The following is a 26,550-nucleotide window of genomic DNA, read 5'->3' as shown; positions in this document are numbered from 1 at the left end:
CAACCAGGTTTGGCGGATGTAGTCAAAAACCTTGAGTATGTAAGTCGGAAAATTATTGAATACTTCCGCGAGGTAATGCCAATATTTTTGACACTCATCAGCCACCCATCGTTCACCATGCAAACTTTTCTTGCACGGCATAGTGTACCTGCCGTACAACTTAGTCTTTAGCTGATGGATTATCTGATAGCTGAGTCCAAGTTAGGTCGAGTGAGCAAAGATAAAATTGCCGTTGCTATTAATGTTTTACTTTCACACTTACATAACATTGCATTGTACGAAAGTATTGGAGTACCTAAAGAAGCACAAATCCATGATGCTGTAGCTGATGCGCTCTTCGTTTTATGGTCGGGCTTGAGTCCGTAATGTAATGAAGAGAGAAAATCTATGAACTTCATTTGAAAAAGATTAATTGCCTCAATCCGGCGTGCTTGTAAAGTCCGCTTGTGATTTTTCTATCTACCCATATCCATTAAATTAAATTGACGATTATTGCTATTTATCATTTAATCTACTATTTTCAAGGAGTAGCGAAATTTAATTCTAAAAGCGGTGAAAATTCCGTGTTCAGCTATTGGTAAAAACCAATGCTCAATAGCGGCAAGTGCCGTAGCGTGATATTACCCAAAATCTCTCGTGTTGCTGCCCCAATCCGGTTACACTCGTCCTCGGCTCTCCCCCCGAAATCTGGGCTAGAAGCAAGCCGTGTCTTTTGCCTGCGGCAAACCTCGCTCCGCTCGGACAACAGGCTTGCCAAAGGGGGGAAGTATCCCCGCTTTGGAAACCCCCTCTCGCTGTGTTGCAGTTATGCGCCCAAAACTGTCAAAAAACCTGCTGCGTAACAAGACATTAGAAGCTCGTGTTAATGCAATCGAACACGAGATGATTAAGCAAAAAGCACAAGACGCTGGACTATCGATAGCTGAGTTTACAAGACGTAGTGTTTTATTAAAACCATTGCCAAGGCGACTGAGCAAAATAACCCTCTTCACATATAGAGAATTAGTCCGCATTGGCAACAACATTAATCAACTCACTAGAGCAACAAACGCCGCCCTAAAAATGGGAGTGCGACCACCAGCAAATCCATCCCAACTAGAAGAATTGCGAAATCTTCTACAGCAAATTGGTCGGGAATTATCTTCTATTGAAACTGAAGTCACTGATGATGATGACATTGACGATGAAGATAACGAAGAGTGGGAGTAAAAATGATTGGCAACCAAACCAAAGGTAAAAGCTTCCGTGGACTCTTGGAATATTTAGAGAATCGAGAAGATTCATCTTTAATCGGCGGTAATATGTTCGGGAGAAATGCTAGAGAACTGTCTAGAGAATTTCGACTATCTCGACAACTCAATCCAGAAGCTCTTAAAGTAGTTCACCATGTTTCACTTTCACTAAGCCCAGGCGAACAGCTAGACAATGATACTTGGTGCGAGATAGCAGAGAAATATATGGAAGCAATGGGTTACATATCTAACCAATATGCCATCTATCGCCACAGTGACCGCGACCATGATCATATACACATTTGCGCTAGTAGAATCAGTTTGGATGACGGCAAGATTACGAGTGATAGCTGGGAGTATGTACGTTCAGAAAAAAATCATTCGCCAGCTAGAGCGAGAATATGGTTTACAGCCGACTATTAGTAGTAAAGAAAAACTTAACCGCGCCCCAAGCATAGGACAACAGCGCCGATTGGAAAGAGAGCAACTGGAGTACGAGCAGGGTGAGAGAAACACGCCGCCACAACAGCCAATTAAAACCCAACTAATTGAACTAATCGACCGCGCCACAATAGATAAACCGACCATGCCCCAACTGGTGGAACGATTGCAGCTAAAAGGTGTAGAAGTGCGCCACGGTGTAACACGCAATGGCAAAAGTAAAGGCATCTCTTATTCGTGGAATGAGCAGAAATTTAGCGGTACATCTTTGGGGCCTGCCTATACCTTTCCTGGACTGCAAAAACATAAATCTATTGACTATCAGCCTCAACGCGATGACGAGCGGATTGAGTATCTGTTGAACAATCGTGTCGGGCGAGCAGTTGACAACCTTGAACTCATAAATGCGATCGCTGATTTTATTGAACAGTCAGCAGCCGAGTCAACCTTGGTGGAAACTTTACCACAATTAATAGAACAACTGTCCGTGTATGAGCAGCAGTTAGAACAAGGAAGAACCACATTAGATGACCTGCGACCTAACAATTGCTCAAAAGGAGCAACAGCTTTCATCTCAAACAACAGTGGATGCAATCGCTCAAAATAAAGCTCAACCTTTAACCACCGATAAACCAAAGCCAAAAGAAAATTCTTTAGCCGAGTTATATAAGTATTACAGTACCGAATTGCCAAACTTATTATTGACTGACCGAGACAAAGAAATTGCTAATAGAGCGTTATTAGATAATCGGCCAGTAAAAGAAGTTGAAGAAATTATATTAGCCAGTCCCGCCCGATGGACTACTGAGGAAGCTAAAGCATTAGTTTTAATCGCTAACAATCAACTGGCATCTAATAAAGAGCAGATACAAACTAAAGCAGGGGTAGCTGGGGGAGAGGTGCAGCACTTGGAGAAAGAATTATCCCTCAATTACTCTCTTTCCTCCCCTGCCTCCTCAGCTTCCCCTGCTCCCCCAGCCCTGCCATTTACGCCACCATCAGAAGATGAGAAGCTATGGCCTGCATTAAAAAATTACCTGACTCAACAACGCGGCATCTCGTCAAATTTAGTCGAAACATTACATCGTAAAGGTTTGGGTTACATAGACCAGCAGCGAAAAGTTGTATTTATCAAGCGTGATCTCAATGGTGAAAAATCAGGCGCACTGGTTTGGGACACCCCAAAGCAAGATGATCGCTGTTCGCAGAACAGCGAAAACACCCAATCAAGACAGAGTTGGTTTCACATCAACTTGGGTAGAGAAACAGACGATAAAATCGAGAGAGTATTTTTGTGCGACTCACCCATTGATGCACTGACGTTAGCACATATGGATATGAATGCACACAAGGGGCTGCCACCAGTCAAAACAATGTACTTGGTAGTGGATGACCCGGATAACTTGCCATTAGAATTCCTCAAAAATATCAGCAGAATTGGGCTGGCATTTAGTAAAGATGACCAAGGTAAAGAAACAGCCAAAACTGTATTAAAATTGTTGCCCCAAAGTAAGCAACTTCCACCCAATAATCACAGTTGGAATGAGGATTTGCTAGAAATACTGCACATAGAGCAGGAGAAACGCAGACAGCAGCAGCGCGGTTTAAGTCGGTAATCTCATGTTGCGCCGACGAACTCGTTGCCGCTTCGCTCGACTCTTGCGGTAGCAGGGACGGGCAGAATGATTACTGGTTGGGCTAACTAGATCCACAAGCCCGCCCCTGCTACTCCACTTTGTCGCAAGAGTCGCAACGATTTCTTGAATCTGGTATGCCAATACTCTCCAGCCAACAGCAATAACTCAAATCAAAAAAAAATCTGAATTTTTTATCCGCTAATGTTTTCAGGGTTTACATTGCGGCTAATGACTGGCTGAACACTTTTGCACCATTTTGGTGTAATTATTGCACCAATCCCTTGTTTGAGTGTATACTATCGTGTAGCAGCAGATTTGCCTTATTTCCCTAATCCAAAACTAAAATCTAAAATCTAACACTGAAACTAACATTTAATCTCAACACTGAAACTAACATTTAATCTCAACACTGAAACTAACATTTAATCTCAACACTGAAACTAACATTTAATCTCAACACTGAAACTAACATTTAATCTCAACATAATGAACAAATTGATGCGGAATGTAGGGGAAGGCTCTGCTGCTACAGCCCAAAACCCATCCGCCACCAGAACCACTAGTGGGAAGCGGCTGTCTATCAGTTTGTCTGATGACGCTGCTAAACTTCTAGAATTCCTTGCCCAAACCCAAGGCATTACTCAGAATGAGGCCCTTCGTAAAGCAATTGCAACAGAGGCATATCTTCTAGAAGAAAGAATGCAGGGGACTAAAGTTTTGCTTCAGAAGCCTGATAAGGAGATTCGTGAAGTAGTCTTTAGATAAAGCAAGATGAGGTGGCTCCTATAAAATATTGGAGTTTTTAATGCCTCAAGAAATTAATGGCTTGGCTGAAGCCGCGCCTTCTGTTACCCATTGTGACAATCGGACTAGTTCAGTCGAAGCTCAGTTCGAGCCTGATATAGCCCTTCATGGAGAGTTGAACATTACTGACTATGTTCAGGATGCACCACTCACTCGAAAATCTGTTAAAGACGTTTCTGATTGGACAGAAAGGCATCGGGAAACGACAAGAACCAAACTAGTCATGTGGTTGGTGAAGTTGCTTGGTTGTTCTCTTCTGGGAACTTTTGTCATGATAGGAGTAGTTGCATTCAGTCCAAAAGCTGACAAGGAACTGATTAAAGATTTAATTCCTCAACTTGTTACAACTCAAGTTACTTTACTTGGGGTGGCCTTTGGTTTCTACTTTGGCAATAAAGAGGAGTAACCTTCTACAACAGATAATTTGATTAACTGTTGAATATTTGTGAAGATGAGGGCTAGGTATTTGATTTACCTAATCCTTGTCTAAGCGTAAACTAAACAGTTTAGTTTCTATCATTATGAGCAGATATAGTTGAAGCGAGGGGAGCGGAGTGTTATATAAGGCTTACATGATAAGCATTTCAGGATTTTATGATATCTTGAGCGAGCAATCATGTATGCAGCGATGTAGGCGATCACTTCAAGCGTGTTTGAAGTTCCGACTCCACACAAAGGCGGAACTTTCTTCTAGCATTGGGACTAAATAAGCTTCTGTTGACTGAGTATTCTGTTTTGAAATTGGTCAAAGTGCCAACTCGAATTGTAAATTCGGTACTTTTTTAAGTGTTCGTACTAGTACAATTTTCCTCGTTTTTAAACTATACGGTTTAGTTTGCCCCTGGTCGCAGCTACCTTCACACTACCCCTAGTAGTTCACCAACCCAAAATTGCTATGTGGAGGTGGGCAGGGGAGCAGGGGAGCAAGGGAGCAGAGGAGAAACTTGTAGTAAGTCTTTCCCCTCTGCCCCTCTGCCCCTCCGCTCCTCTGCTGACCACAACGCAAAGTTGGCTTGGCAGACTACTAGTTAGACACAAGAATACACCACTGCTAGTTCTATACCTAGCAATCCCAAAATCAGATCTTCTCTAACCAGTCCCTGAAAATTTTGCAAATGCCAAAGCGTAAAACCCAAGAAGAATTTATCCAACAAGCTCAAGCCAAGCACAATGGCTTTTATGAGTACACTAAAGCAAGCTATGTAGGCTCAAGCACCAAGGTAATTGTAATTTGCCCTACACATGGCGAATTTAACATCACTCCTAGCCATCATCTTCTAGGTGTAGGCTGCCGCAAATGTTATGGCGATCGCCAGCGTAACAGTCAAGACGATATCATCGCCAAATTCCACCAAGTTCATGGAAATTATTACGGCTATGACAAGGTTGTTTATCGAAGAATAAATATTAAGGTTACAATTACCTGTCCTGTTCATGGCGATTTTGAGCAAGAGCTTTATTGCACACATTAATGGCTCAGGTTGCGTTAAATGCGCCAATGAAAAGCAATCTTTAACAACAGAGGAATTCATCAATAAAGCCCGCGCCAAGCACGGTGAGAAATACGATTACAGTCAAGTAAATTACGTTAACACAGACACCAAGATAACTATCATCTGCTATCAACATGGTGATTTTGAACAACGCCCCTACAATCACTTAAAGGGAACCGAATGTCCTGAGTGTGCTAAAGAATATATAACTGAAGCTAAGTTTGGCTTTGAGTATAAAGGGGTTTCGTATCGTAGTATCAAACACGCTTGCCAAGAATTAGGCAAAGATTATTGGGTAGTAGTTAAACGCTTAGACGCTGGTTGGAGTTTAGAACAGGCGTTTGATGATGCACCAAACGACCCCCGACACCCCTTTGAAGTGAATGGTGTTATTTATAACGGATTAGAAGATGCTGTTCGACAATTGAATGCACCTGTTAGTGCCACAACTGTCAAAAGGCGTTTAGAGCAAGGCATGAAACCAGAGGATGCGCTGTTTACTCCTCCTAAACTGGGTTATGACAATGGTGCTGTTTACCTAGCAACTAATCTCATAAACGGTAAACAGTATGTAGGACTGACCACAACATCATTAGAAGAGCGCTGGGAGAGACATTTAGATCAGGTTTCTCGAAAAAACGCCTCACTAATTCACAAAGCGATCGCCAAATTTGGGGAAGAGAATTTCACAATTGAAATTATTGATTCTGCTAACAGTCCTGAAGACTTGAGAGCGAAAGAGCGCAAATGGATTAAGGAGCTAAACACCTTAACCCCTAATGGTTACAACGTCACTAAAGGCGGAGAGATTGGCGGTTTTCCGGGTAAACCTACCAGGCTCCCTGGAGACCCTACTGTTTACCCATCTGTCCAAGCAGCAGCAGAGGCATTAGCAAAGCGGGGAAGGCATTAAGTTAGAAGCTGCCGAGAAGCGAATTTACACAGGTCGAATTGATGTCAAAAAACCACACGGAATGTCAAAAAACAAGAATATACAAACATTGGGATCGGTTGATTTACCAAACAGCCAATCCAAATTCTAAGCATTACAAAGGCTTTAATGTGTGCGAACGGTGGAAAGATTTTACGAGCTTTTACGAAGACATGGGAGCAACTTATAAAGAAGGTTTGCGCCTCAAGCTAATTGATCCTAGCTCCCCTTACTCTACCGAGAACTGCTTGTGGGGGGAATAGGTCAGCAAGCACAGCAAACAAGCGATCACCATTTGCATCTGTGAGTACGAAGCACTGTGTCATTGCCCTACCACCCTTTGAGCCAAAGACGGGGTTGTTTACATTTCCCCCAGCATTTATCTGTATTGTATACTCGGGTGTTGACGACGTAAACAGGAGGAAGAGTATCAAATTCATCCTTACTCAAACCTATTGGGCAGATTTTAGATTTACGCCAAGTAACTAATTTGTCACAATCGCCAACAATCTTACCTTTTCGCATGTTTGCCTTTGTAGCTGGTGCGTTGATGATGAGGTGGTCGGAGATTGGGATGATGTACAGGAAACATTTGGCTTCTCAAGTATTACAAATCAGCCACCTAAATCCATAACTCCAACTGTCGAACACAAACCAGCACAAGAGACTGTTACTAACGACAAGAGCGTTAAGGATCATGAGAGGTTGAAGAAAGCCCAGCAGAAGAGAGAAGCTCGCTCTCTGCGAAATTCAAAATTTTCTGGCTCCTAAACAGATGCTGATAATCCTAACGTGCCGCCCGGACTTGTTGCTGCTTCAAAAGAAGAAAGGAGGTGGGCAATAAACTGATATATTCCACCAAGTCTTTGATATAGTCTCCTCTTCGAGATTACCTGACAATTCACCCCAAGTCACTCATCCCCTAGTAATGCTTCCAGCTTGTTTATCAGGTTTACTAGCTGCTTTTGTTTTCTTGGTTCTTTCCATAGTTGGCGCTTTTTAATGCGCTGGGTAATATCCTTGAGCCGTTCTGGTATTTGGTTAGGTGTTTTAGATGAGGCGGATGGTTCAGATGAAATGTTGGCGATGATTTGTTCTTTGATTTGGTTTAAAGACCAATCGTTAGCTATCGTCTCTGACAAGAGTTGTTTTCGCAGTTCCTCATCTTTTACTCGTGCCAGTGCTTGGGCTTTGGTGTATTCCAACTTGCCCTCTCGCAGTGCTATTAAAATTTCTTCGGGCAGATTGAGCAATGGTAAACGCTTGGTAGTGAACGATAGCCAATTCATTAGTCCCAGGCTCTCAAATACCTGTTGTACCGTCTTTGATTGCTCATCCTCTTCTTTAGGAGAAACGTTTCTCCTAGATTCTGTCTCAGAATCTAAATTGTCAGAAATATTATCCCCTGGTTCAGTTTCATCTGAGTTAGGAGAAACGTTTCTCCTAGATTCATTTAATGAGTCTGTTGGCTGTTGTTCTCCTTTGCTGTGAGCGTTCTTCATTCGGTACAGCAAAGATTTGACGGCTTCTACATCGCAATGCAGCCGAATTGCCAACAGGTGCAAAATACCTTCAGTTTCTTCAACAGGGTTAAGGTCTTCTCGTTGTAGGTTTTCAATCAAAGCCAACTGAAATGCTTGGTCATCTGATAGCTCACGCACAACCACAGGCACAACTTCAACTTTTATTTCTTGTGCTGCCCTATAGCGTCGTTCTCCTGCTACTAATTCGTATTTTCCCTCCGCCCCTGGACGAACTAACAGAGGTTGGAGAATGCCATGCTGTTTGACTGACTCAACTAATTCTTTTAATGCTTGTGGGTCAAAGTATCGCCTGGGTTGGTGCTGAGGCAGAACTATATCTTCAAGTTTGATAGTAGTTTCAGTAGCGGTTAGCTTTTCTCCATCTGCTGAGGATAACCAAGGAGCAGGCGGTGGAGTTGTAATTTGACCCCCAAAGGGTTTCTCAGTTTGTTTACGTCGGATCACAAAGCCTCCAAAGAATTAGCGATTTCTTCAAGGATAGTCACTACAGAATGTTTCGGGTCAAATACTGCTAGGGGCGCACGTTCTTCTGTCGCATCAACAAAAGCGGTAGCTCTGGGGATGGCTGGGAAAATCCGACCCCAAGCTGAAAGTTGTTCACCTATTGCTGCCAATGCTCGTTTATCGGCTGAGTTTTGGTGAGCATACCGAGTGGGAACAAACCCTGCTATTTGGATTTTGCGATTAGCTTTATTTTTAACGTGGGTAATAGTTTGTAAAAGTTCGTCTGTTCCCTCAAAGGCTTTGAGATGAGTTTCCACGGGTACGAGAACGTGTGTGGCGCGACTAAGGAGATATAAGAAAGCAATCCTAAACTGGGGGGACAGTCTATCAGGATGAAATCGTATTCATCTAAAACGAATTCAACGGCTTCCTTGAGACGGAAGTCACGCATGGCAGCACTGACTAACTGCATTTCGGCTCCACTCAGAACTCGGTTAGCTGGAACCAAGTCCATACCGTGAATATCTTCATGAATTGGTAAGGGTTGCTCGTCGATAATGGCATCAGCAACGGTTTTTTGTAACTGAGATGGCACTAACCCCATGAATTTGGTCAAGGATGCTTGGGGGTCTATGTCGATGAGGAGAACACGGTGTTCTCGCTTCGCTAGGTGGTATCCCAGGTTTTGGGTCAATGTCGATTTGGCGACACCACCCGCCTGATTAAACAGGGCAATAATGCGGCATTGCTGGTTAGAAGTTGACACTGGCTCTTGTTCCTAGAAAATACGTTGAGGTAGGGTCAACCGACTCGGTTTTAGTTTCCAGTTTACGTGTATCAGGTGAAAAAAGTTTATTTTTACATAGAATTTGCAGTAGAGTTTATATAACTTCACCGTATGTAGATTTCACGGTGTCACTATTATTGCCAAAACAACGAAGCAGGGAAAATCGTAGAAGCAGTAATATGAAAATTCCGCCTGATGCTATTATTGCTAACGAAAAAATCACCCGCTACTTATTAGTACCAAGAGAACAAGACGATAAATCAAAGTTTCTCGCAATGGCTGGATTTACACAAGACAATCCAGAACTCTTAAAAGCAGCAATTCGTCAACTGGCAGATACAACACCAGCAATAAAAGACAGAGATAATGAATATGGGGTGTTCTATCGCGTCACTGGTGAATTAATCGGCTTAAATCAGCGAAACTTAGCAGTAATTACAGTTTGGCTACAAAGGGCTGTTGACGGCAAGTTTCAGTTTATCACCCTCAAACCTAACAAGGAGTCGGCAAATGAGCTTTGAACTGTACCAGCGTGTCGCTTTAAATCGTGACTTAGACGAGTATCAATTAAAAAAAGGTGATGTCGCAACTTTGATTGATTTTGTCCCTCATCCCAGTAATGGCGCAGACGGATGTGTTCTAGAAGTATTCAATGCAACTGGTGAATCAATAGCTGTTGTCATCGTTCCCATAACTGATATTAAACCACTGAAAAATCATGAAATTTTAAGCGTTCGCTCTTTGGTGGAAATTTAAGTTGCCTAGTGGCACAGTTGTTAAAAAATATCTTTCAACTCGCACACATAAATGTGGTTGTGAGTTGCTCCCAATATGTCAATGCAGCAATAAAGATTTTGAATCGCGGCATCGCTACCGGAGGGCATCCGGGAACTAACACGCTTAGAACTAGCAACCACTACTCTGCCTGTGGAAACCCTGTCCTGTGCAAGTGGCTAGGGCGAATTTAGAATCCGTTAGCCTAAAAAGGTGGAAACCATGATGATCAAAAACGAGCAACAATATCAAAATTCCTTAGATTGGTTGCAACGCTTTGAACAGTCTATCGCCCAATTGGATAACAATGAACAATTGAAGGCAGAACTAGAACGATGGAAGCTGCACCGAGACTCATATCAGAGCCAAGTTGACGAGTTAAAGTTAGAAATTTCGGAATACGAAAGACTTATTAATTGCGACATCAGCAAGCCTTTAAAAATTAAAGTTGATTCTTTAAACAAGCTGCCAAATGCTTTAATTAAAGCTCGGATAGCAGCCCAAATTAGTCAGCAAGAACTTGCTGATATATTAGGAATTGATGAACAAAGAGTGAAAGAATATGAGGATACAGATTATCAATGTGCTAGTTTTGTAGAAATTCTCGAAGTCAGCACTGCTTTGGGTGTTGAATTTGAAACTGCAACTGTGCAAGTAGATTTTTCAGAAATAGAAGCAGTTAAAGAAAGCGTTGACAAATGGCAAAAAGAAAAAATGAATATTAAAACTAAAGCTTCATAACTAGGGTTGACAACATGAAAACTCAAAGATAAATGGTGTAATGTTGCCGTTTTTGCTATCCACATCGCCCACTAGTCTGAAAGCTCACGGGAAGCCTCCCCAAAAAATTATATTGTAAATTTTTGTAACCTTTACTAGACGATTTGGATAAAAGCCACAATTAGCATCCGATAGTTTTTAGAGGAATAATATTCTCAGAAATAAATATATGAACGAGCAACAGCTTCAAGAGCTAGCTCTACAAGCCCAACAACACCCACTAGGTACAACTGCTAGACGGATAACTTTATCAAAACTAATCGATGGTATATACTGCTCAGGCAAACTTTGCCACCCATATAACGGTCAATTTCAAGGAGTTTACGAACAAATTTATCAGGAGGCAGTACAAGACCTATTTTTGTATATCTGTAAAAATATTGACAAGTACGACCCGGAACGGGCTTTATTTATGACTTGGGTCAATATGTTATTGAGTCAACGTTTTTTTAAAGAGGCTATTCCCAAAATAATTGGCAAAGTCCATGAAATTAATGTCGAAAGTTCTGTCTTAGAAAACTTGGAATATTTGGTATTTAACGATAGCGAGAACGAGGATAATTATATCTTTGCTTTTAAAAAAATCAGACGATATATAGAAATAGACCCAAAAGGGGATTTTTAAACAAGCACATATCAAAAAAATATCCGCAAGTAAATTTCCAGGAAATTGCTGTCAAAAGATGGTCAGGTATATCTTGGAAAGACATTTCCGAAGAATTGAATATTCCAGTGGCAACATTAAGTAATTTTTATCAGCGAACTTTAGAGGAATTTCGCGACGAATTTAGAGATTTAGGTGGTGGTGAAGACTTAACTTAGAGGAAACAAATGATGAGTGACATGGCAACTATTTCTACATTTACTGGTCCGATATCAACCGTCGCTCGCAGGCTAGCAGAAAAATGGTCAAGAGAGCAAGCCACACCCGAAAAAAGCCAGCAGGTTTTGCTTAATACCTTGTCTGTATCTTTCGTGAATTTCTATCTAGAATGTATGGAGTTTGAAACTGACCTAGAAGCGAGTGACAGTTGGAATCCAGTAAAACAAACTCTGATGGATGTAGCTGATTTATTGATTACAAATTTGGGCAAATTGGAATGCCGTCCGGTGTTAGAAAATGCACAGTTTGTTTATGTACCACCGAAAGTCCAATCAAACCGGATTGGCTATGTTGTTGTGGAAATAAGTGAATCTTTCCAATCAGCCAAGTTGTTAGGATTTGTCAAGGAGGTATCAATTGATAACTTTCCTATTAACCAACTACAACCTCTAGAAAATTTACTGAATTATTTAGAATTTCTAGAATTACAGACAACTAAATTTAAGAGTCAAAATTTGGATTCATCTAGTCAAAATGTTGCCGAATTAAAAAGATGGTTTGAGAATATTTTTGAGTCTAGTTGGTCAACAATTGAATCTATATTCTTAACTGAACTAGGTTGGCAATTTAGAAGTGCAGAAGATGGGCTAAAAAACTCTGTTGAACGGGCTAAATTGATTGATTTTGGGATAAAAGCTAACAGGGAATCAGTAGGGATAGTTGTTAAAGTCAGTCATGACGAAAACAACTTGGATGAGATGAAAATTATTGTGGAGTTACATCCAACAAATGGTCAAGAGTACTTGCCATCCTCTCTTCATGTGATGATTTTAGATGAAGAGGGAACTGCTGTTATGGAAGCTAAAGCCAAAAACGATAACAAAAAAATTTCATTGGAGTTTAACGCCGATGTGGGAGATAATTTCAGCGTCAAGATAGTTTTAGGAGATGTCAGCGTGATAGAGAACTTTTTAATCTGAAATTAAGGGACTTGCAGAGAAATCAGATACCAGATAATCAGCCCATTTAAAGTTATATAAATAGGCTTTCAGTATAACCAACTAACCCAGTTTTTGAGTCAATTTACCTCATAAGTACCTACACATAAATATTTAGCCATTTTTCAACGTGATTGAAATCGCTGTATTCCTTCCCTGTTCCCTTTCTTAAGTAGATAATTTATTTTGCATGACTACTTATAAACGTAAGTAAGTCGGCACGATAAAAACCATGTATGTTTAGTTTTGTGAAAACTGTAGAATGACCAATTTATAAGCTATTCGATGATTTTACATTTCGTCACATAGCTTGATTTTTTAACGCCGACTTACTTATACACCCCTGAAAAGATAATTGCAGCCTTTATTCCTTTGCATAAGTAACAAACAACTATAGATATATACTCATGATGATTTGTGCATCACACAATTGTGGTATTACCGATGACAAAGTTGATTGTTCTAAAGCTAGATGGCAATTTACAGCAGGGTGTACGGGTAACGCTTTCAATTGCCACTGAAGGTGTTAGTCCCCATAAAGAAATCACTGGTAATCTACCCCCAATTGCTCCTTTACAAACAACAATTGACGAGTGGCGATCGCACTATCGTAGTTTAGGGAGTTCTCCTCGCGGTATCAAAGCTATAAAAGTTACTTACGATGGTTCTATTGCCCAGAAGCACGAAGATTGTAAAAATTCCGCAACTGAGTTACAAAAGCAACTAAACAACTGGCTGCTTTCGGAGTCTTTTCGCCCTATCCGGGAGAGTTGGTTAAAGGAATTACAAGAAAAAGAATTGGTGCGGGTGCTAATTCGCACATCCAGTCAGCAGTTGCGACAAATACCTTGGCATCTTTGGGATTTAGTGGAAGAATATCCCAATGCCGAACTAGCTTTGAGTGCAACCGATTATCAAAAACCTATCATAGCGAAAACCCCTACCAAAAGAGATCAAGTCAAAATTCTGGCGATTTTGGGCAACAGTACTGGTATTGATATCGAAACAGACCGAAAGTTGCTCAACAGTTTACCTGATGCCGATGTCACTTTTCTAGTACAGCCCCAACGTCACGAAATCAACGATTCCTTATGGGAAAGACCTTGGGATATCCTGTTTTTTGCAGGTCATAGTCAAACTGTGGGAGATAGTGGTCGAATATACATTAATGAGAATAAGGAAAGCTTAACTACTGATGACCTCAAATATGGCTTGAAAAAAGCGAAGAGCAACGGGTTAGCTGTGGCGATATTTAATTCCTGTGATGGGTTGGGATTAGGGATCCCAGTTAGAAGCGCTACAGATTCCCCAAATTATTGTGATGCGAGAACAAGTGCCAGATGAAGTGGCACAGGTATTTTTAAAGCAATTTTTGGTGGCTTATGCGAATGATGGCAAACCCTTATATCAAGCAGTAAAAGAAGCAAGATTAAAACTGCATGGACTGGAGGATAAATATCCCTGTGCCTCTTTGTTACCAGTAATTTGTCAAAATGCAGATACAGTCCCACCAAGTTGGTTAGATTTAGGTCGCCGTCCCACCGAAATTAGTCCCTATCGTGGTTTGTTTGCGTTTCGGGAGGAAGATGCACAATTCTTTTTTGGACGGGAATCTTTCACCCAGATGTTGATAGATGCGGTGCAAAATCAACCCTTGGTTGCGGTGATTGGTTCTAGTGGTAGTGGTAAATCTAGTGTGGTGTTTGCTGGTTTGGTGAAGTGTCTGCGAGATGCTGGTAACTGTCATATTGTTGACTTTCGTCCCGGTTCCAGACCTTTGTTTAATCTGGCAACTGCCCTTGTTGACCAAAAAGAAACCAATTTTAATCGAGATTATCATCAAAAAGGGTCTCAAATATTGCCACCTGTACTTAGCCGCACAGAACGCTTGCGGGAGATTAGAAATCTTGCCAGCGACCTGGGGCAGTGTGAAAATGGGTTGCGGGATGTGGTGGATGATATCCTCTCTGTTGACCCCAACCAGCGTTTATTGCTAGTTGCCGACCAATTTGAAGAACTTTATACCCTTTGCAGAGATGCACAAGAGCGCAAAGCTTTTTTTAGATAGATTATTAGAAGCAATCTCTTCCTGTCGTAATTTTACTTTTGTCATCACTCTCAGGGCAGACTTTTTAGGACAAGCATTGTCTTATCGTCCCTTTGCTGATGCCTTGCAGTATGCAGACTTAAAACTGGGTCCAATGACGGATGAGGAGATGCAAGCAGCAGTAGAAAAACCTGCGGCGTTGCTGGGGGTGACAATTGAGGAGGGGCTTGTTGAACGCATTCTTTCTACGGTGAGTACAGAACCAGGGGATTTACCTTTATTGGAGTTTGCCTTGACTCAACTGTGGGCAAAACAACTTGATGCCCAGTTGACCCATGCTGCTTATGATGAAATTGGCGGAGTAGAAGCAGCATTGGCTCGTTATGCGGATGAAGCATATAACAAGTTGAATTTTGAGGAAAAAGAAAGGGCGCAGCGAATTTTTATTCAACTGGTACATCCAGGGGAAGGGACGGAAGATACCCGCCGTGTAGCTACCCGTGCTGAGGTGGGTGAGGAAAATTGGGATTTGGTAACTCGCTTGGCTAATGCTCGTTTGGTGGTGACGGGACGGGATGAGAAAACAGGTTTAGATACGGTAGAGGTTGTCCACGAAGCTTTAATCCGCAGTTGGGGACAATTAAATCTGTGGATGCAGCAAGATAGGGACTTTCGCCACTGGCAAGAACAGTTGCGCGTAGCAATGCGTACTTGGGAGAGCAGTGGAAATGATGAAGGGGCGCTTTTACGAGGTAAGCCACTGGCAGATGCGGAATATTGGGAAAGACAACGTTTTTTAGAATTGAGTCCAGTAGAGAGGAGTTTTATTGCGTTGAGTGTGGAACTGAGGGAGCGAGAGAGCAAAACGCAAAAGCGCAGACAACAATTTACTATCTTAGGACTCTCTGGCGGCTTGGTTGTAGCCTTGAGTTTGACTGCGGTGGCTTGGTGGCAATCACAAAACTCGACAAAGAACGAAATTATATCACTCACGAACTCCTCAGAAGCACTTCTGGCTTTAGGACAAGAATTTGATGCTTTGAAAACTATTCTCAAGGCAGCGAAAAAAGTCACACAAATTCAGGGGGAAAATATAGAGCTAAAAATTCCCATTACAGTTGTATTGGGGCAAGCCATAAATGAAGTCAAACAGTTTAATCGCTTGGAAGGGCATCATAGTTATATAAGAAGTGTTATATTTAGCCCCGACGGTGAAACTATTGCCACTGGAAGTGACGATCAGACAGTTAAATTGTGGAACCGGAAAGGTCAGTTGCTCAAAAGTTTCGACGCACATGCGAGGCTGATTAATAGCATTAGTTTCAGCCCTGACGGTCAAATTGTTACTAATAGTAATGACGATACAGCCAAACTATGGAGTCGCGAAGGCAAATTGATCGCAACTCTTGTAGGACATAAAGATAATGTCAATAGCGCTACATTTAGCCCCGATGGTAAAATCCTGGCTACAGCTAGTAGTGACAAGACAGTTAAACTATGGAACAGGAAAGGTAAGCTTCTCAAAACCTTCACTGGACATAGCGAGCCAGTTAATAGTGTCAGCTTCAGCCCCGATGGTAAAATCCTGGCTACAGCTAGTAATGACAAGACAGTTAAACTATGGAACAGGGAAGGTAAGCTGCTCAAAACCTTCACTGGACATAATGAGCAGGTTAATAGTGTCAGCTTCAGCCCCGATGGTAAAATCCTGGCTACAGCTAGTAATGATAAGACAGTTAAACTATGGAACAGGGAAGGTCAACTGCTCAAAACCTTCACTGGACATAATGAGCCGGTTAACAGTGTCAGCTTCAGCCCCGATGGTAAAAACCTTGCTACAGCTAGTAATGACAAGACAGTTAAACTATGGAACAGGGAAGGTCAACTGCTCAAAACCTTCACTGGACATAGCGATGTAGTCCATAGGGCTACATTTAGTCCTGACGGCAAAACCCTTGCTAGTGCCAGTAATGACAACACTGTAATCCTGTGGAAATTGGATAACAAGCTGTTTACCACCCTCACCCAAAATAACGAGCAGTTTAATAGGGTTGCATTTAGCCCTGATGGTAAAATCTTGGCGACAACTGGTAATGATCAGACAGCTAAACTGTGGAGCCGGGAGGGCAAACTTTTAAAAATCTTAACTGGACATAGCGATCGCGTCAATAGCGTTACATTTAGCCCTGATGGTAAAATCCTGGCGACAACTGGTAATGATCAGACAGCTAAACTGTGGAGCCAGGAGGGCAAACTTTTAAAAATCTTAACTGGACATAGCGATCGCGTCAATAGCGTTACATTTAGCCCTGATGGTAAAATCCTGGCGACAGCTAGTGATGATAAGACAGTTAAATTGTGGAACCTGCAGGGTCAACTCGTAAAAACCCTCACTGGGCATAAAAATAGTGTCAATAGTGTTACATTCAGCCGCGACGACGGTCAAACTTTCGCCACTGCCAGTGATGATAATATAGTTAAATTGTGGAATCGGGAAGGTCAGTTGCTACAAACCTTCACCGCCAAACATAACAATAGTGTCAATAGCGCTACATTCAGTCCCGATGGTCAAATCCTCGCCACTACTAGTAATGATACTACAGTTAAACTATGGAACCGGGAAGGTCAGTTGCTACAAACCCTTACCGGACATAGCAGTTTGGTCAACAGCGCTACATTTAGCTTCGACAGTCAAACCCTCGCTACAACTAGTGATGACAAAACGGTCAAACTATGGAACCGGGAGGGCAAACTTCTCAAAACCCTGATTGGACATAGCAATCATACCCGAAGTGTCAGTTTTAGCCCCGATGGTAAAATCTTGGCTACAGCTAGTGAAGATAAGACGGTCAAACTATGGAACCGGGAAGGTCAGTTGCTACAAACCCTTACCGGACATAGCGATGTAGTCAATGGTGCTACATTTAGTCCCGATGGTAAAACCCTCGCCACAGCAGGTAATGACAAAACGGTAATTTTATGGAATTTCGATTTTGATGATTTACAAATGCGTGGGTGTACCTGGCTTGCGGATTATCTCATCACCCACCCTGACGCACTCAATGAATTAGAACAATGTGAAACTCCCGCTATCAAAGCGTCTTCGGCACCTGTAATGGTAACTCAGGGAGAACAACTAATTATAAAAGGTGATATTGAAGATGGAATTACTAAGTTTCGCACTGCGCTGAATTGGAATCCTAAGTTGAAATTTAATCTCACAGCCAAGGTAAAGGCTTTAACCTTAGTTAAAGAAGGAGAAGATGCAGGACGACAGTGTAATTTAGAAGTTGCGAGTGCTAAGTTTCAATCCGCGTTAGAACTAGATTCAAATCTGGGCTTTGAGCCACAGACAAAAGCTCGTCAGTTTGTATCTTTAAGTTTAATTAGAAAAGGGGAAAAAATGTGCCGAAACTGGTAAAGTTTTGGCAGCGATCGCAGCTTACGCACAAGCCCAAAAAATTCGATCCCTCATTAGAAATTTCTCCAAGTTCTTGGAGTTTCCTCTGTTGGTTTGGTAGTAAATATAAACATGCTGCTGATGTAATATATGCCTGTGAAAAAGCAGTAGCTCTTGTTCCCAATGATGGAGAAATTTTAGATAGTCGCGGTATTGCTAGAGCGTTAACAGGCAATACCAAAGGAGCGATAGAGGATTTTCAAGCTTTCATCGCTTGGACTTCTAATCCGAAAGATAAATCAAAACGGCAACATTGGGTTAATACCCTACGTACTGGTAGAAATCCATTCACTGATAAAGAAATTCAAAGTTTATGAAAAAGTAACTGAGAACTAAAGCTTTGTACGGCAAGCTCTTAGCTAACTTGCTTTTTCAAAAATAAAATAAGAATCCTATAGTAGTGAAATGATAAACAATCAAAACCAAACAATAGCTGAAACTGAAAGACTTTCCTCAACGCTTACATCTAGTAGTTTGAGGTATAACGAAAGTAGTTATTTATGCACGCATAATTCTTTCGCCAATTCTCAAGATGCTGGTTGGCTTTTCCCAAACCAATCTAGGTCGATTGCTAATCAGCTTAGAGAAGGTGTTAGAGCATTAATGCTTGATACGTATTACAAAGAACCTGGTTCTGGAGATATTTTTAATGTGATTCCAGAGAATGGAGTATACTTATTGCATGGAGTTAACGAGCATGGTTGGATACCCAGATTTACTTATGCTCTACCTTTACAAAGACTGTATCAAGCATTAAATGATGTAGTAAATTTTCTCAAAGAAAATCCTACGGAAATAGTAACAGTTTTCTTGGAAGATTACACCAATACAAACGAACTTAAAGATGAACTTGAAAAAGTTAAAGACATTAAAGAGTTAATATACGACCCAGATAACGATGAAAAGTGGCAAGTAAAAGAAAAGAAAGTATGGCCTTTATTGTCAGATATGATTCAGCGCAATAAACGCTTAGTAATTTTCAGTAGTAAAGACCACAAGAACGAAGTAGAAAAAATTGGGGTAGCCTACAATTATTATTACACCAAAGAAAATTACTGGAGTATTGGTAACTTAGGTAACGATTGGGATTGTCCATCTCGATGGGACAACGGTGAGTATATAGATGCCGATTACCCGAAATTGTTCGTCTTTAATCATTACAGGAACTTTCCGATTGTTATCATTGCCGCCATTGATAACACTTATGAAAAAATCATGGACAGAATAAACAACCGATGCTACAAGACAGCAAAGCAACTCCCTAATTTTGTCTCTGTTGACTTTTATGAAGTCCCGTTAGAAACAGAAGACAAAGCGCACAAGGTTGTCGCTGAGTTAAATAGAAGGTGGCATGTTTCACGTAGTGAAGCATAACATAATTTTTTATGCATTGAGATGCTCCACAAAAGTACCTTTAAGGGTACTTTTTTTTATGCGATTCTGTCGTGATAAAAGTACCCATCAGGGTAATAGTATTTCATTTTAATATGTGCTGAAGATAAGACCCCAACAGACTTTTACTTCTTTATAAAGTTTTGTTACAACTCTGCTGTATTTCAGATAAAGAGGTTTTTTCTTAACCGAGTAATGTGTAGAGCAACCTCAAATTTCTCTCATATCAAACTTGTAATGTCAGGAAATTCAGCATGAATACACACACATTAAATTTACTTTTACCGATACGAAAAAAGCTGGATACTATCGAAATTCATAATTCCAAATTAGCGCGATTCTTGTGCAAAGTAATTCCAGCTTCTTGTCCATTTGCAAGTGACATCAAACTGTTTGGGAACTTAATTATTCATATACCACCTCTGTGTAAGCTCAATCCTCTGTATGAGCAGTTAATTGGTTTACGCTTTCGTGCTATTTGCTACCTTAATCAGCTAGACTAGAACACTTAAAGATAAGCTGAATCGGTTACATAGTATCAGTAATTAAACATACTAAAACAAAAAAAGTAGCAAAGTTGAATTAGGCGTAGCCAGCCAATTAAGAAAAATGACTGCAAATATCTACACCGTATCCAAGGAATCCAAAAAAATAAATATTAGGAGAAAAGATGACTAATATTTTAGTAAATCATGAAAATCCTGAAACCAAAAACCTCTTAATGAAATGCTTAGAAACAGCAGGATTTGAGGTGATTGTCACAGAAAAAGGCTTTGTTAGTGTTCAGTTACCACAGGAGAAATTCTCTACTACCACCGAAGCTAAAAAATCAAATACTCAGAAGTCCATATTTCCATCGACTCCCCGACTGCGTGAGGTCTTTGAATTTATTGAATTTAATTATCATCAAAATATTAGCCTAAAAGAAGTAGCTCTAGCTGTTGGTTATTCCTCAGCTTACTTAACCGATTTAGTGCGAAAACTTACCGGGAAAACAGTAAATAACTGGATTATCGAGCGCCGGATAGCCGAAGCAAGCACCTTGCTTTTAGAAACTAATTACTCCGTTGAAGAAATTGCTTTAAAAGTAGGTTATCAAAATATCAATCATTTTTATTGTCAGTTTCGCAATTACTATAAAAATACTCCGCGTGCTTGGAGAGAGACACAGCGTTCTCATACATTGTTATAACGGCACAAAAAATATTACCTACCTATTAACTGCTAATTAATCAACTAATATATTATCTCAATGCAATACTAGATTATGTTATTTACTAATCTAGTATTTTTTTTATTTAAATATTTATGGAAGTCATCAACTCTCAAAATTAGGGTGCGCTTAGAAAATATTAAATATTTGATATACTTTTTGAGGAGAATCTAAAAATACTGAATGCTTAATTATAATCTTATCGAAAAATAGTTAATTATCAATCAAATTTGCTCAAGATAATATATGTGTATGGAAAGCAAAGGAGAGCTAACAAACAAGCTTAAAAGCTCTTAAAAATCTGGAAATTAAAATATTACTTCTATGATTTTTAACTAAAAAACTTTCCTTCAACAAAACCTTCTAAACAACACAAATCAAATTCTGAAAGGATAAACTCATGGCAACTTATACAGCAAAAACAAATGGTGCAGCTGAAACACTTGAATCATTTTCTGAAGCCGATATCGAGACTTTGGAATACGAATCGGCGGAAGCAGGGATTGAATCTCAGTTAGAGGAAAACTTAGAAAGTGTATCTTTTGAGAGTGTAGCTGAAGATGTAGAAGCTTACATGGAAGGAGACTTAGAACGTCGTCCTCCAAGCCGTTCTGTGATTAAACGGTTGACGAAAATTTTTTACCGCTTTAGTCAAAAATACCGTCAAAAAAATCACCAGCAACCCTAAAACTCGTGCCAAACTGCAAGCAGCTTGTCGCAAAGGTCCTGATGCTGTTACCACACTGTTGACTCCAATCATTACTAAGACACTGCCAACCTATTTCAGATGGATGTCTGCTATCTTCGTTCCTCCAATTGTGGCTCGCCTTTTCCCTGCTATTTGCAAAGATGCTGGGTTGAAATCAGATGAAGTATCTGCTGCAACTGAGGGTATATTTGGTGATATTTTTCGGTGGTTCTTTTAGTCTGCGTGACTAAGTGATGTTAATCAGTCTTACTAATCACAATTTTAGTTAGGACAACTACGTTCACACTTACTCAACCTTAATCCTCCCCATTTAAGGGGAGGAAAGACCAATCTTCTTTTTTCTAGATAGGTTTTACCTAAACAATAATCCACGTTAATTGCTGATAATTGCACTCATTCACATATACAAATGAATGTAATAGATGTGGCTATCTCGAATATTTTCATTGTGTAAAACCTAAATTAAACTTGCAAAAATACTCATCTTTTCACAGGAGAAAATTATGGCGACATTAACATCTGCTAATTCACTCGAACAGCTAGAATTGTTTTCTGAGGCAGATATAGAAAGGATAGAAGTTGAGTCATTAGAAGCAGGGATTGAATCTCAGCTAGAAGAAACTCTCGAAAGTGTATCTACTGAAAGTGTAGCTGAAGATGTGGAAGCTTACATGGAGGGAGATATTGAACGCCGCAATCCTAACAGTTATGTAATTCGACAACTAACAAAAGTATTCACTGCCTTAATCAAAAATGCGGTGAAAAACATCACTAGCAATCCAAAAACTCGTGCCAAGCTGCAAGCGGCTTGTCTCAAAAGCCCTGATGCTGTCACCCAACTGTTGGCTCCAATCATTGCTAAGACATTGCCAACCTATTTTAGATGGATGTCTACTATCTTCGTTCCGCCAATTGTGGCTCGTCTTTTTCCTGCTATTTGCAAACAAGCTGGCTTGAAACCAGAAGAAATTCCAGCCACAGCAGAATTTTGGAATTTTCTTATCCCTGTTGTTACTACTGTATTACCTTCGGGATTTGACTTTTTTCGTAACCGAAGAAGAAGATAAGCAATCTGTCTAACTGATATTTCGCAACATTCTCAATAACTATACGTTTGGCACTAAATAAAAGGTAAAAATCAATTTTTTAGCCTCTATGTAAGCAGTGCCTACCCTCTTATTTTCAAGGAGTAAATCATGATTTCAGAAGAAGATTTCGATTTCACAGAACAGCAACTAGAAAAAGCCGAACTAGAAATTCGTGACAAATGGGGAGCCGATATTGAAGGTAAAATTGACCGCTTTTTAGAGTATCAAATTATGAATGAAGTTGACGATGTGAATTCAACAACACGTCAACGGGTGATGATTTATTACAAACCGACCAAGTGCTTTGAGCAGTACCATGAGGAGTTTGAGCAATTGGAGGAAATTTACCAAAAACGCAATGAAGAATTTGAAGTTGATGCCTTCGACGAGTTTGAAAGCTTAGTAAATCAAGATATTGAATCACTCATAGAAGATTTAAAACAAGAGCAAGCTTTGGTGGAACACCTGACATTAGGTGAAGCTGTCGTTGCTAACTTAACTCCTGCCCAAATTCAAAAATTCTCACAGCAAAGCAATATAGTCCGCTTGGAAGCTGATAAACCCTTGAGATTAGAACTAGACCAAAGTTCTGTAACTGTGGGTTTAGTCAATGCTAGAACTCAAGGAATAGTTGGTACTGGTAGAGGAGTGATTATCGCTGTTCTTGATGGCGAAGTTGATATTAACCATCCTGACTTAAAAGGTCGTGTTGTCCATAAGCGAAATTACACCAATGAACCTTGGGGGAACCCCCCACCCTCATGGAACTCACGTAGCAGGTATTATTGCTGGGAATGGATCGCAGTACAAAGGTATGGCACCAGAGGCAATTATTTGGAGCTATAAATTATTACCTTCTGAGGCAAATAATTCGGGGGAAGGATTTAAAGGAGCAGATGCCATTGAAGATGTGATTAAAGACATGAAGGAAGGTGTAAAAGTAGCTAACTGTAGTTGGGGAGTTCCGACAGAGCTAGACGGTACTAATGTTTGGGCAAAAACTGCGGAACGAGCCGCAAAATTAGGCTTAGTCTTGGTTAAGAGTGCAGGTAATAATGGTTCTGAACCGGGAACTCTTACCTCTCCCGCAGATGCTTTTGGTGATGTGATTGTTGTTGGAGCATCTAGCCACGACGGAACCCAAGTGATGCCTTTTAGCAGTCGTGGCCCAACTGCCGATAACCGACCCAAGCCGGATATTTTAGCCCCTGGCGAAGACATTGTATCTACCGTACCTGGTGGTCGCTATAAAAAAGATGAGCGGTACCAGTATGGCATCACCTCATATTGCTGGTATAAGCGCCCTGTTATTAGAGCGTAATCCAAAACTGGAACCTTGGCAGATTAAGAAAATTCTCATGGAATCTGCAAAACCACTGGACTCAACAACTGACCCCAACGCCCAGGGCAAAGGTTTAGTAGATGTTGTCAAGGCTTTGCAGATGGCAACGCAACCTGTATCAGAAGAGAAACAGATTACCTACACCTCGGTAGTTAAACAAAGGAAGTTACTAGAACAACTAAACATTTCCGTGAAAAATACTAGCAAGGAAGTTATGCAGGGGGTAAAAGCTAGCTTGGTATCACCTACTAGTGACATTAAAGTCACGGCTGCCGAACAAGACTATGGGAATGTGCGGACTGGGGCAGATGTTATCCGCAACTTTGAGATTGAAGTCTCTCCCAATGGCAAACCGAGTCAATACAATCTCTCTTTGAAGCTGAACTATACTACGCCTAGTGGTCAGAAAAAGACAGATTCGTATCAAATTATCCATCAAGTCCCAAGTCTGGCTAAATAGAGATTGCTTCAGCAGACTGAAAATAAGTAAGAAGATTGCAAAAAGATGAAAGTTAACTTCCGCACCATTGCACGGGGCGCTAATAGCGGATACCCAACAGCCAGCCAATTGGTAATTGATAATTCTGAAGAATGGGCTGATGTTTGGCAGCAACACACCTCTGATTTTATACCACCTCCACCTGTTCCCAACGTGGATTTTACAGATAACCAGGTAGTCGCCGTCTTTATGGGGGAGAAACGCACTGGCGGTTATTCGGTGGAAATTCTGACTGTCGAGACCAAAAACTCTGAGCAAAAAGACCTGGCATCGTTGGTAATTACAGTTGCCTATCGCCAGCCTAAGCCTGGAGAGATTGTTCAAGAGGTGATTACGCACCCATACCAGATAATTACAATTCCCCAACGTGCTGTGAACAAGGTTCTCTTTAAAAAAGGCTTAAGTAAATACCACGCTTGTTAGCGTCAAAATTTTGGCAGATTTCGCAGACTTTGCTGACATACAAACTCAATTTTTTCAGGAGGAAATTATGACTAGACAGATAGTCGAAAATTTGGAATTGTTCTCAGAAGCTCAACTAGAAGCTCTGGAATTCCTACCAGAGGAATTAGAAAATATTGAATCTGAGCTATATCCTAATTTGGAAAGTATATCTTTGGAGGAAGTAGCCAAAGACCTCGAAGCTTATTTCGAGGGGGCGTTGAACAGGCAGGATTGGAAGCGCGTGGTCGCAGTCGTGGTGGTCGTGGTGGCGCTCCTAGTGGTGGTTTTCGCGATCGTTTTCGTCGTGGTGGTCGTGGTGGCGCTCCTGGTAGTGGTATTCGCGATCGTTTTCGTCGCGGCGCTCGTATTGGTGGTGGCACTGGTAGTGATGGCACTCGTGCTTTACCGAATGGCAGTCGCAGACCTACTACCGCAGAAAAAGATCAAATCAGAACTATCAGAGCCAATATTACAGGAGGCACCCTAGGTGGTGGTGTGTATAGTAATGAAGGAGGTCATGGGAGTACTCGATTACCTCGCGCTTCAACGGGGGAGCACTATCGAGAGTACCGACTTGGTCAAGATAATCATGGTGGGGCTGGCGCGCACCGTGCCGTTATATTGATTGGTTCAGACGGAAGATCCGTCGCAGCTGTGTATTACACCAGCGATCATTACCAATCCTTTTTTAAATTGTCATAATTTATACCCTTGCTAAAATTTGATTTTAAGTGCGATCGCTCTTTTGTAGGGACTTTGTTAAAAGGGATGCGATCACTCCAGGGTGCGATTGTCTATTCTCAAGGATGCGATCGCTCATGGATGAAGTATAAGGTTCAAACAAACTGAACCTGATGTTCAACAAAACTCAATTTCTCAAAATTTAGGAGAACTGTTATGACTACTACAAAGATTCAACAATTTCAAGGAACCTCAAAAGAAGGGGATTTTCAATCTGCCCTTTTGTCAGCTACTAATAGCGCGTTAGAGTTTTTCAGCAAAGGCGTATCAGACCAACGCATTGCCTGGAAACTCGTTGAAACATCAGGTCGCACAGGTGGATTGTTAGGAGAGAGAGCGATTACCGTAACGATAGAAGCCCAACCACATTAGTGCGATCGCTCTTTTTGATGAAGGTTAATCAGGGCGCGATGTATGTTCTCAAGAGTACGTGCCATTATTTGCTGGTTCAACCTGACATAAAAGCGATCGTTCATATTCGATGCCTTCAAAAGTTTCGATTTGCTTTGCCAAATTACCTCAATTATCAAGCACTAAATTTGAGATTTACCTGTGTTGTGAATTATTACAGCAGTGAGTAATTGTTTCGGCAGTTGCTCACTGCTGCTTTTTTACCACTTTTTTCACATTCATATATTTCTCCTAACTGAATCAACTACAGCTTGTATATATAGAGACAAATAAATTGTCACTATCTAAAAATAATTAATCATCGCTTCTATGAGTCTCGAAAGATAGTTAATTATTAATCCAATCAAGAAAGAATAGTATTGATATTAACAAAGAGCTTCATGGTTAGCAAACAAGCTCAATGTTGCATTTTCATCCAGATGGAAATGTAATTGGACAAAACATTTTTTAGGAGTTCTCAGTCGAGTCAGGTGGAGATGAGATTTGTATATCTCTTATGAGGTATATATTCCCTAC

At 40.9% G+C, this 26,550-nt stretch carries 30 protein-coding genes and 1 pseudogene; 28 read left to right on the top strand and 3 right to left on the bottom strand.

Features of this window, described 5'->3' with window-relative positions:
- The first annotated feature begins 705 nt into the window (after positions 1-705).
- The 8 genes from HG267_RS39660 (at position 706) to HG267_RS39625 (ending at position 6,520) form a co-directional block, all read left to right on the top strand.
- Positions 706-1,209 (top strand): MobC family plasmid mobilization relaxosome protein, encoded by a 504-nt coding sequence (locus HG267_RS39660; RefSeq protein WP_263420128.1) that lies wholly within the window; start codon positions 706-708, stop codon positions 1,207-1,209.
- Positions 1,210-1,211: 2 nt separating this feature from the next.
- The gene (locus HG267_RS39655) at positions 1,212-1,655 is read left to right on the top strand and encodes a relaxase/mobilization nuclease domain-containing protein (RefSeq protein WP_263420127.1); all 444 of its coding nucleotides are present in this window, start codon (positions 1,212-1,214) and stop codon (positions 1,653-1,655) included.
- Positions 1,591-2,280 carry a hypothetical protein gene (locus HG267_RS39650; protein WP_263420126.1) on the top strand — a complete coding sequence of 230 codons (690 nt, stop codon included), beginning with the start codon at positions 1,591-1,593 and terminating at the stop codon, positions 2,278-2,280. The genes HG267_RS39655 and HG267_RS39650 overlap by 65 nt, the downstream gene beginning before the upstream one ends.
- Complete coding sequence (locus HG267_RS39645; RefSeq protein WP_263420125.1) at positions 2,201-3,289, top strand: DUF3991 domain-containing protein; 1,089 nt, start codon at positions 2,201-2,203, stop codon at positions 3,287-3,289. Before HG267_RS39650 ends, HG267_RS39645 begins: the two co-directional genes overlap by 80 nt.
- A gap of 519 nt (positions 3,290-3,808) precedes the next feature.
- Complete coding sequence (locus HG267_RS39640) at positions 3,809-4,075, top strand: ribbon-helix-helix protein, CopG family (protein WP_063749858.1); 267 nt, start codon at positions 3,809-3,811, stop codon at positions 4,073-4,075.
- 40 nt (positions 4,076-4,115) lie between these two features.
- The gene (locus HG267_RS39635; protein ID WP_045875004.1) at positions 4,116-4,520 is read left to right on the top strand and encodes a hypothetical protein; all 405 of its coding nucleotides are present in this window, start codon (positions 4,116-4,118) and stop codon (positions 4,518-4,520) included.
- 709 nt (positions 4,521-5,229) lie between these two features.
- A complete protein-coding gene (locus HG267_RS39630) occupies positions 5,230-5,586 on the top strand; it encodes a hypothetical protein (protein WP_263420124.1) in 357 nt (118 codons plus the stop codon).
- Positions 5,558-6,520 carry a GIY-YIG nuclease family protein gene (locus HG267_RS39625; protein ID WP_263420123.1) on the top strand — a complete coding sequence of 321 codons (963 nt, stop codon included), beginning with the start codon at positions 5,558-5,560 and terminating at the stop codon, positions 6,518-6,520. Before HG267_RS39630 ends, HG267_RS39625 begins: the two co-directional genes overlap by 29 nt.
- A gap of 929 nt (positions 6,521-7,449) precedes the next feature.
- Here HG267_RS39625 and HG267_RS39620 read toward each other — a convergent pair.
- Positions 7,450-8,526 (bottom strand): ParB/RepB/Spo0J family partition protein, encoded by a 1,077-nt coding sequence (locus HG267_RS39620; protein WP_369792196.1) that lies wholly within the window; start codon positions 8,524-8,526, stop codon positions 7,450-7,452.
- Positions 8,523-9,292 (bottom strand): annotated as a pseudogene (locus HG267_RS39615) (ParA family protein). The gene HG267_RS39620 and the pseudogene HG267_RS39615 overlap by 4 nt, the downstream one beginning before the upstream one ends.
- A 200-nt stretch (positions 9,293-9,492) precedes the next feature.
- On the opposite strand from HG267_RS39615, the gene HG267_RS39610 reads away from it, so the two are divergent.
- The 19 genes from HG267_RS39610 to HG267_RS39520 all read left to right on the top strand — a co-directional run bounded on the left by HG267_RS39610 (position 9,493) and on the right by HG267_RS39520 (position 25,584).
- The gene (locus HG267_RS39610) at positions 9,493-9,834 is read left to right on the top strand and encodes a DUF6883 domain-containing protein (protein ID WP_045874999.1); all 342 of its coding nucleotides are present in this window, start codon (positions 9,493-9,495) and stop codon (positions 9,832-9,834) included.
- Positions 9,824-10,069, top strand: a complete 246-nt coding sequence (locus tag HG267_RS39605; protein WP_045874998.1) for a DUF4926 domain-containing protein — start codon at positions 9,824-9,826, stop codon at positions 10,067-10,069. The genes HG267_RS39610 and HG267_RS39605 overlap by 11 nt, the downstream gene beginning before the upstream one ends.
- 243 nt (positions 10,070-10,312) lie before the next feature.
- Complete coding sequence (locus HG267_RS39600; RefSeq protein WP_045874997.1) at positions 10,313-10,828, top strand: helix-turn-helix transcriptional regulator; 516 nt, start codon at positions 10,313-10,315, stop codon at positions 10,826-10,828.
- Between the two features lie 208 nt (positions 10,829-11,036).
- The gene (locus HG267_RS39595; RefSeq protein ID WP_263420122.1) at positions 11,037-11,492 is read left to right on the top strand and encodes a sigma-70 family RNA polymerase sigma factor; all 456 of its coding nucleotides are present in this window, start codon (positions 11,037-11,039) and stop codon (positions 11,490-11,492) included.
- A 206-nt stretch (positions 11,493-11,698) separates the two neighbouring features.
- Positions 11,699-12,670 (top strand): DUF1822 family protein, encoded by a 972-nt coding sequence (locus HG267_RS39590; RefSeq protein WP_228045454.1) that lies wholly within the window; start codon positions 11,699-11,701, stop codon positions 12,668-12,670.
- A gap of 462 nt (positions 12,671-13,132) precedes the next feature.
- Positions 13,133-14,032 (top strand): CHAT domain-containing protein, encoded by a 900-nt coding sequence (locus HG267_RS39585; RefSeq protein WP_263420121.1) that lies wholly within the window; start codon positions 13,133-13,135, stop codon positions 14,030-14,032.
- Positions 14,010-14,756 carry a hypothetical protein gene (locus HG267_RS39580; RefSeq protein WP_263420120.1) on the top strand — a complete coding sequence of 249 codons (747 nt, stop codon included), beginning with the start codon at positions 14,010-14,012 and terminating at the stop codon, positions 14,754-14,756. Before HG267_RS39585 ends, HG267_RS39580 begins: the two co-directional genes overlap by 23 nt.
- On the top strand, positions 14,725-18,156 hold the full coding sequence (locus HG267_RS39575; RefSeq protein ID WP_263420119.1) for a WD40 repeat domain-containing protein: 3,432 nt from the start codon (positions 14,725-14,727) through the stop codon (positions 18,154-18,156). Before HG267_RS39580 ends, HG267_RS39575 begins: the two co-directional genes overlap by 32 nt.
- A complete protein-coding gene (locus tag HG267_RS39570) occupies positions 18,141-18,512 on the top strand; it encodes a hypothetical protein (RefSeq protein ID WP_263420118.1) in 372 nt (123 codons plus the stop codon). The genes HG267_RS39575 and HG267_RS39570 overlap by 16 nt, the downstream gene beginning before the upstream one ends.
- Before the next feature lie 88 nt (positions 18,513-18,600).
- Positions 18,601-19,569 carry a hypothetical protein gene (locus tag HG267_RS39565; RefSeq protein ID WP_045875030.1) on the top strand — a complete coding sequence of 323 codons (969 nt, stop codon included), beginning with the start codon at positions 18,601-18,603 and terminating at the stop codon, positions 19,567-19,569.
- 272 nt (positions 19,570-19,841) lie between these two features.
- Positions 19,842-20,090: a Mo-dependent nitrogenase C-terminal domain-containing protein gene (locus tag HG267_RS39560; RefSeq protein ID WP_045875029.1), complete on the top strand. Its 249-nt coding sequence runs from the start codon at positions 19,842-19,844 to the stop codon at positions 20,088-20,090.
- A 167-nt stretch (positions 20,091-20,257) separates the two neighbouring features.
- On the top strand, positions 20,258-20,779 hold the full coding sequence (locus HG267_RS39555) for a helix-turn-helix domain-containing protein (protein WP_045875028.1): 522 nt from the start codon (positions 20,258-20,260) through the stop codon (positions 20,777-20,779).
- A gap of 421 nt (positions 20,780-21,200) precedes the next feature.
- Positions 21,201-21,488: a hypothetical protein gene (locus HG267_RS39550; protein ID WP_263420117.1), complete on the top strand. Its 288-nt coding sequence runs from the start codon at positions 21,201-21,203 to the stop codon at positions 21,486-21,488.
- 524 nt (positions 21,489-22,012) lie between these two features.
- Complete coding sequence (locus HG267_RS39545) at positions 22,013-22,576, top strand: hypothetical protein (RefSeq protein ID WP_045875026.1); 564 nt, start codon at positions 22,013-22,015, stop codon at positions 22,574-22,576.
- A gap of 129 nt (positions 22,577-22,705) precedes the next feature.
- A complete protein-coding gene (locus tag HG267_RS39540) occupies positions 22,706-23,443 on the top strand; it encodes a hypothetical protein (RefSeq protein WP_263420116.1) in 738 nt (245 codons plus the stop codon).
- The gene (locus HG267_RS39535) at positions 23,412-23,918 is read left to right on the top strand and encodes a S8 family peptidase (protein WP_411863280.1); all 507 of its coding nucleotides are present in this window, start codon (positions 23,412-23,414) and stop codon (positions 23,916-23,918) included. Before HG267_RS39540 ends, HG267_RS39535 begins: the two co-directional genes overlap by 32 nt.
- A complete protein-coding gene (locus HG267_RS39530; RefSeq protein WP_263420114.1) occupies positions 23,869-24,399 on the top strand; it encodes a S8 family serine peptidase in 531 nt (176 codons plus the stop codon). Before HG267_RS39535 ends, HG267_RS39530 begins: the two co-directional genes overlap by 50 nt.
- Positions 24,400-24,444: 45 nt before the next feature.
- Entirely contained in the window at positions 24,445-24,861 is a 417-nt protein-coding gene (locus HG267_RS39525) for a protease complex subunit PrcB family protein (RefSeq protein ID WP_263420113.1), read from the top strand.
- 252 nt (positions 24,862-25,113) lie between these two features.
- A complete protein-coding gene (locus tag HG267_RS39520) occupies positions 25,114-25,584 on the top strand; it encodes a ribonuclease domain-containing protein (RefSeq protein ID WP_263420112.1) in 471 nt (156 codons plus the stop codon).
- A gap of 25 nt (positions 25,585-25,609) precedes the next feature.
- On the opposite strand, the gene HG267_RS39515 is transcribed toward HG267_RS39520, so the two are convergent.
- Positions 25,610-25,747, bottom strand: coding sequence for a hypothetical protein (locus tag HG267_RS39515; protein ID WP_263420111.1), 138 nt, complete (start codon positions 25,745-25,747; stop codon positions 25,610-25,612).
- Positions 25,748-25,779: 32 nt separating this feature from the next.
- Between HG267_RS39515 and HG267_RS39510 the strand changes: the two genes are divergently transcribed.
- Positions 25,780-25,995, top strand: coding sequence for a hypothetical protein (locus HG267_RS39510; protein ID WP_045875022.1), 216 nt, complete (start codon positions 25,780-25,782; stop codon positions 25,993-25,995).
- Positions 25,996-26,550 lie beyond the last annotated feature (555 nt).

Origin of the sequence: Tolypothrix sp. PCC 7601 (genome assembly GCF_025677855.1) — a bacterium.
Lineage (GTDB): Bacteria > Cyanobacteriota > Cyanobacteriia > Cyanobacteriales > Nostocaceae > Aulosira > Aulosira diplosiphon.
Note: the sequence above shows the minus strand (reverse complement) of the source record. Positions and strands in the feature narration are given on the sequence as shown.

What these genes read in the sequence shown, in the direction of transcription:
- HG267_RS39535 (WP_411863280.1), top strand. Translation starts at nt 23,412, where the DNA reads ATGGCACCAGAGGCAATTATTTGGAGCTATAAATTATTACCTTCTGAG.
- HG267_RS39600 (WP_045874997.1), top strand. Translation starts at nt 10,313, where the DNA reads ATGATCAAAAACGAGCAACAATATCAAAATTCCTTAGATTGGTTGCAA.
- HG267_RS39635 (WP_045875004.1), top strand. Translation starts at nt 4,116, where the DNA reads ATGCCTCAAGAAATTAATGGCTTGGCTGAAGCCGCGCCTTCTGTTACC.
- HG267_RS39560 (WP_045875029.1), top strand. Translation starts at nt 19,842, where the DNA reads ATGAATACACACACATTAAATTTACTTTTACCGATACGAAAAAAGCTG.
- HG267_RS39580 (WP_263420120.1), top strand. Translation starts at nt 14,010, where the DNA reads ATGCGAGAACAAGTGCCAGATGAAGTGGCACAGGTATTTTTAAAGCAA.
- HG267_RS39545 (WP_045875026.1), top strand. Translation starts at nt 22,013, where the DNA reads ATGGCGACATTAACATCTGCTAATTCACTCGAACAGCTAGAATTGTTT.
- HG267_RS39510 (WP_045875022.1), top strand. Translation starts at nt 25,780, where the DNA reads ATGACTACTACAAAGATTCAACAATTTCAAGGAACCTCAAAAGAAGGG.
- HG267_RS39575 (WP_263420119.1), top strand. Translation starts at nt 14,725, where the DNA reads ATGCACAAGAGCGCAAAGCTTTTTTTAGATAGATTATTAGAAGCAATC.
- HG267_RS39610 (WP_045874999.1), top strand. Translation starts at nt 9,493, where the DNA reads ATGAAAATTCCGCCTGATGCTATTATTGCTAACGAAAAAATCACCCGC.
- HG267_RS39585 (WP_263420121.1), top strand. Translation starts at nt 13,133, where the DNA reads ATGACAAAGTTGATTGTTCTAAAGCTAGATGGCAATTTACAGCAGGGT.
- HG267_RS39650 (WP_263420126.1), top strand. Translation starts at nt 1,591, where the DNA reads ATGTACGTTCAGAAAAAAATCATTCGCCAGCTAGAGCGAGAATATGGT.
- HG267_RS39640 (WP_063749858.1), top strand. Translation starts at nt 3,809, where the DNA reads ATGCGGAATGTAGGGGAAGGCTCTGCTGCTACAGCCCAAAACCCATCC.
- HG267_RS39630 (WP_263420124.1), top strand. Translation starts at nt 5,230, where the DNA reads ATGCCAAAGCGTAAAACCCAAGAAGAATTTATCCAACAAGCTCAAGCC.
- HG267_RS39550 (WP_263420117.1), top strand. Translation starts at nt 21,201, where the DNA reads ATGGCAACTTATACAGCAAAAACAAATGGTGCAGCTGAAACACTTGAA.
- HG267_RS39555 (WP_045875028.1), top strand. Translation starts at nt 20,258, where the DNA reads ATGACTAATATTTTAGTAAATCATGAAAATCCTGAAACCAAAAACCTC.
- HG267_RS39540 (WP_263420116.1), top strand. Translation starts at nt 22,706, where the DNA reads ATGATTTCAGAAGAAGATTTCGATTTCACAGAACAGCAACTAGAAAAA.
- HG267_RS39595 (WP_263420122.1), top strand. Translation starts at nt 11,037, where the DNA reads ATGAACGAGCAACAGCTTCAAGAGCTAGCTCTACAAGCCCAACAACAC.
- HG267_RS39655 (WP_263420127.1), top strand. Translation starts at nt 1,212, where the DNA reads ATGATTGGCAACCAAACCAAAGGTAAAAGCTTCCGTGGACTCTTGGAA.
- HG267_RS39645 (WP_263420125.1), top strand. Translation starts at nt 2,201, where the DNA reads ATGACCTGCGACCTAACAATTGCTCAAAAGGAGCAACAGCTTTCATCT.
- HG267_RS39525 (WP_263420113.1), top strand. Translation starts at nt 24,445, where the DNA reads ATGAAAGTTAACTTCCGCACCATTGCACGGGGCGCTAATAGCGGATAC.
- HG267_RS39565 (WP_045875030.1), top strand. Translation starts at nt 18,601, where the DNA reads ATGATAAACAATCAAAACCAAACAATAGCTGAAACTGAAAGACTTTCC.
- HG267_RS39590 (WP_228045454.1), top strand. Translation starts at nt 11,699, where the DNA reads ATGATGAGTGACATGGCAACTATTTCTACATTTACTGGTCCGATATCA.
- HG267_RS39605 (WP_045874998.1), top strand. Translation starts at nt 9,824, where the DNA reads ATGAGCTTTGAACTGTACCAGCGTGTCGCTTTAAATCGTGACTTAGAC.
- HG267_RS39530 (WP_263420114.1), top strand. Translation starts at nt 23,869, where the DNA reads ATGGCATCACCTCATATTGCTGGTATAAGCGCCCTGTTATTAGAGCGT.